This window comes from Acutalibacter sp. LFL-21 (assembly GCF_025630755.1).
GTDB classification, from domain to species: domain Bacteria; phylum Bacillota; class Clostridia; order Oscillospirales; family Acutalibacteraceae; genus Acutalibacter; species Acutalibacter stercoravium.
This window is the reverse complement of record NZ_JAOTNT010000024.1, coordinates 1-3474: the sequence shown is the minus strand read 5'-3', so window position 1 is coordinate 3474 and position 3474 is coordinate 1. Positions and strand designations below refer to the sequence as shown.

Below are 3474 nucleotides of genomic sequence, written 5' to 3'. Positions count from 1 at the left end.
CTCAATAATGCCGAGAAATAGAAAAAGCCGAGACTATTCGACAACCCTGGTTAAAACAGGGAATTAGTCAAAAGACTCGGCATTAGTTTTTTCAACTCAAGCCATAAAGACGCTTAATCATAGCGGTGTCATCCGAATATTTGAACTTTTCATCATCCTTAAAAACGGAATTCTCTTTAGAGGCTATTTTAGCAACAGCTGCACGTTTCATTTCCGTAGTAGCCCTAGCATAAATCAAGGAGGTCTCCAGTTGGGAATGTCCCAGCCATTGGGAGACCGTTTCCAAAGGCATCCCAGCCATGTATAAATGCATAGCACGGGTGTGGCGGAAAAGATGTGGATGGATATGCGGTATAGACGGCATGGATGCTCTTGCTAAGGAGCCGTATTTTTCTACGAACCGCTGTACGTTGTCGCGTGACATCCGTTCCAGGGTTCCTTTTCTCCTCACATAAAACAAATAATCGTCCGGCGTTGAGTCTGTGTGGAACCATCTGCAATAATCCTTAAACATGGGGATAAGCTCTGCTGAAATCGGAGTGGCACGGAATTTATTCCCTTTCCCAATAATATGTAGCTGTGCACCAGTGCTTCTTAGCACAAAGCTTCTTTTTGTTAAATCCAGCATTTCCTGAACTCTGCACCCACTATCATAAAGTAGATACATAAAAAAACGGTCGCGTAGTCCAAGTCTTGTGTTAGGCTCGGGCTGTGCCAGAAGCAGTTTTGTTTCCGCTACAGAAAGATAGCGGATCTCTTCCGCTCTGTCTATAGGAATTTCCGCTACCCGCTGTATGGCAGCCAGTTCGGCAAGGCGAAGAATATCGTCCTCCATGAGAAACCGGCAGAATTTTCTCATATGCACCAACCGCAGATTCACTGTGGAAGCGCTGTTCCCTCTTTTGGTTTGTAGCCAATCCATGAAGTCCATAATATTTTTCTGTGTGAAATCATCTAATGTCACCTCTCGCAGCTTTCGTTGGCATACACTCTGCAGATATTCTAAATAGATATTCACTGTATAAAGGTACGATGTAGTAGTGTTGGGGCTTTCTCTTCGAACAACAGGCAGATATTCTTTGAAGAAAATTCTTATTTTGCCAAATAGGATCGGGTCTTTAATCTTCATTTGAAAAGCCCTCCTCAATACAATATATCCCGCTGAGCATATCCCAGTTAATGCCGGGGGAGCTTTTTAATCTTTCCGGAAGGAGATGCACATAATAAAGCGTTTCCTCCAGCGTAACATGGCCCATGTAGGTGCTTAAATATGGCATCAAGGCCATGACATCGCGCTTTTCATCTATCCATCGCATCAATGTGCGGGTAGCAAAATTATGGCGCAAATCATAAGGTCGGGGAATAATGTTTTCCATCCGGCCAGTTTTCATCCATGCTTTTGTTAGCTTATCTCTTGCCCAATATACGGGAAATTTTCCACCTTCCCAGTGCTGGAAAAACCATTTGCGTTTTCCAGCTAGCTGGTCATATTTGGCACAAAGGAGACGCATGTCCTCTGAGACGATGATATGCCGATCCTTCCCGCGCTTCGATTTTCGGATAAAAATATCTCCAGTGGCCAGATCAACATCTTCCACCAAAAGATTTAACGGTTCGTTAGGCCGCATACCACAGCACAACTCCATTCGGAAAAGAACGGGAGCAATCCACTCAACATGAGAACGTGGGCACGGCTTTATATCATCTATGGCGTCAAAAAGAAGTCTAAGTTCCTGATCTGTGAAAATATATGGACGATAGCGCTGCGCTTTCACATTATATTCCGATGTAGGTACAAACGCCCTTCTTCCCGTAGCATTGAGGTAGCGGGTGAAATGCCGAAGATTAATAATAACGTGTTTTCTGGTGTTTTCCGTCCGGAAAACAGCCTTTTTCAACCAACTATCCAACATTTCCTTCGTAATCTCCCGGGCACTGGGAAATACTTGCGAGCAGTATTCTACAAAAGGCAAAATATGTGACGTGCGGTAGGTGCCTTCGTTGTATCCAAGGGACACCTTTAATTCGACCATATCATAATAGGCAACTCTTAATTCTTCCCAAAAATTCATGACACAGTCCCTCCTTCCCTTGCGGCGTGGCTGGAGGGAAGTGTTATGTCTGCATAAACACCTTTAATTATAGGTACTTCTGAAAAATCCGCAGAACACAGGGATGTTTGCGACCGGTTGAAACTAAGGTAGGCCTTGTCCGAACCCATGTCCCTGTGTCCCAGCATTTGTGAAATAGATGTTACCGGGATTTCAGCTTCGGCAAGTTCTGTGCCAAAAGCCCGGCGCAGACTGTGAAAGGAGCGATAACTCTGTTTAGGGATGCCGGCCAGTCGGCTATATTTATCTACCATATAATCAAGGGGGCTTGTACTGGCAAGCCCGGTATAGGCTGGATATGACCGTATAAACACACAATCAGAGTCGCACTGAGGTCGTTCTTGCAGGATATAATCCGCAAGAGCATTTAGTGTTTTCCCCTGCAGTGGGGCCGCAATGGGCCTGGCGGTTTTACTCTGAACCATATGTATTTCCTTCTTTTCCCAACAGATATCCGCCAGTTTCAGTTTCCGGATATCCACGCCTCGCAGTCCCGTGTTAAACGCCAGAAGTATTATGGCTTTGTCCCGCAGCGGTGTTTTGCTATGTGACTCAATCACCTCCAACATACGAGTGATTTCCTCCTGCGTATAGGGGGCAATCAAGTGCAGGGGCGATGTAGCAGGTCGGAACACATCCCAGTCTATTTCGATTTTTATAAGCTGCTGCTTAGACAAATAGGCGGATACAGATTTTACAGCGCGCATAACAATGTTCATGTTGTTTCGATTTGTTTTTGCGGCTTCCGATATAAAATCGAGCAAGTCTTTTTCTGAGATTTGGTCAATGGATTTTCCTCGGCTCTCTATAAAGCAAAACAGATGCCGTATAGGAATGGAGAGCTTTTTTCGGTACCCTTCTTTTAAGCCGGTATTCTCCAAAATAGAATCCGCAATCTGTTGGTTTTCCTCATCGGGTCTGAACCACCTGGCATCTTTCACAATGGAGAAATCAACCGTACCTGAATCCACATAAGAGCGTATGCGGAACGCTGCCGTTATAAAAGAACGGTAATATTTCCGTTGGATTTCTCCATTCTCGTATCTGGTTTGCTGATGCTTGCATAGGCCTTCCAGCAGTTCTTCCGAGTAATACTCGGTTCCATTTTTATGGTGCCAATTGATGATGGGCCTGTAGATGCTCCAGTTCTCATGTTTTAGTGTGTACTCCCTCAGACCACGTCTCCGCATGGCATCCAATACTTCACCTACGATTTCTTCGATTTTTTGCATCTTGTATACCTCCTGCTATATTTAGTTGTTACAAGTATAGCAGGTAATGCCGAGTTTTTTTGATTCCCACCGCATTTTACTTGCTTTTCTTTGCTGTTTCGGCTTTTTCTATTTCTCGGCATTATTCAAGT

3 protein-coding genes are annotated in these 3474 nt (G+C 44.5%); all 3 read right to left on the bottom strand.

The features are described 5' to 3' along the window. Nucleotides 1-91: 91 nt before the first annotated feature. From ODJ80_RS13895 to ODJ80_RS13885, 3 genes are read right to left on the bottom strand one after another with little or no spacing between them, the layout of a single operon-like run. Nucleotides 92-1129, bottom strand: a complete 1038-nt coding sequence (locus ODJ80_RS13895) for a site-specific integrase (RefSeq protein ID WP_263042547.1) — start codon at nt 1127-1129, stop codon at nt 92-94. After that, the gene (locus tag ODJ80_RS13890; protein ID WP_263042546.1) at nt 1119-2072 is read right to left on the bottom strand and encodes a tyrosine-type recombinase/integrase; all 954 of its coding nucleotides are present in this window, start codon (nt 2070-2072) and stop codon (nt 1119-1121) included. Before ODJ80_RS13890 ends, ODJ80_RS13895 begins: the two co-directional genes overlap by 11 nt. Then, complete coding sequence (locus ODJ80_RS13885) at nt 2069-3343, bottom strand: tyrosine-type recombinase/integrase (protein ID WP_263042545.1); 1275 nt, start codon at nt 3341-3343, stop codon at nt 2069-2071. The genes ODJ80_RS13890 and ODJ80_RS13885 overlap by 4 nt, the downstream gene beginning before the upstream one ends. Between the last annotated feature and the right edge of the window lie 131 nt (nt 3344-3474).

What these genes read in the sequence shown, in the direction of transcription:
- ODJ80_RS13890 (WP_263042546.1), bottom strand. Translation starts at nt 2,072, where the DNA reads ATGAATTTTTGGGAAGAATTAAGAGTTGCCTATTATGATATGGTCGAA.
- ODJ80_RS13895 (WP_263042547.1), bottom strand. Translation starts at nt 1,129, where the DNA reads ATGAAGATTAAAGACCCGATCCTATTTGGCAAAATAAGAATTTTCTTC.
- ODJ80_RS13885 (WP_263042545.1), bottom strand. Translation starts at nt 3,343, where the DNA reads ATGCAAAAAATCGAAGAAATCGTAGGTGAAGTATTGGATGCCATGCGG.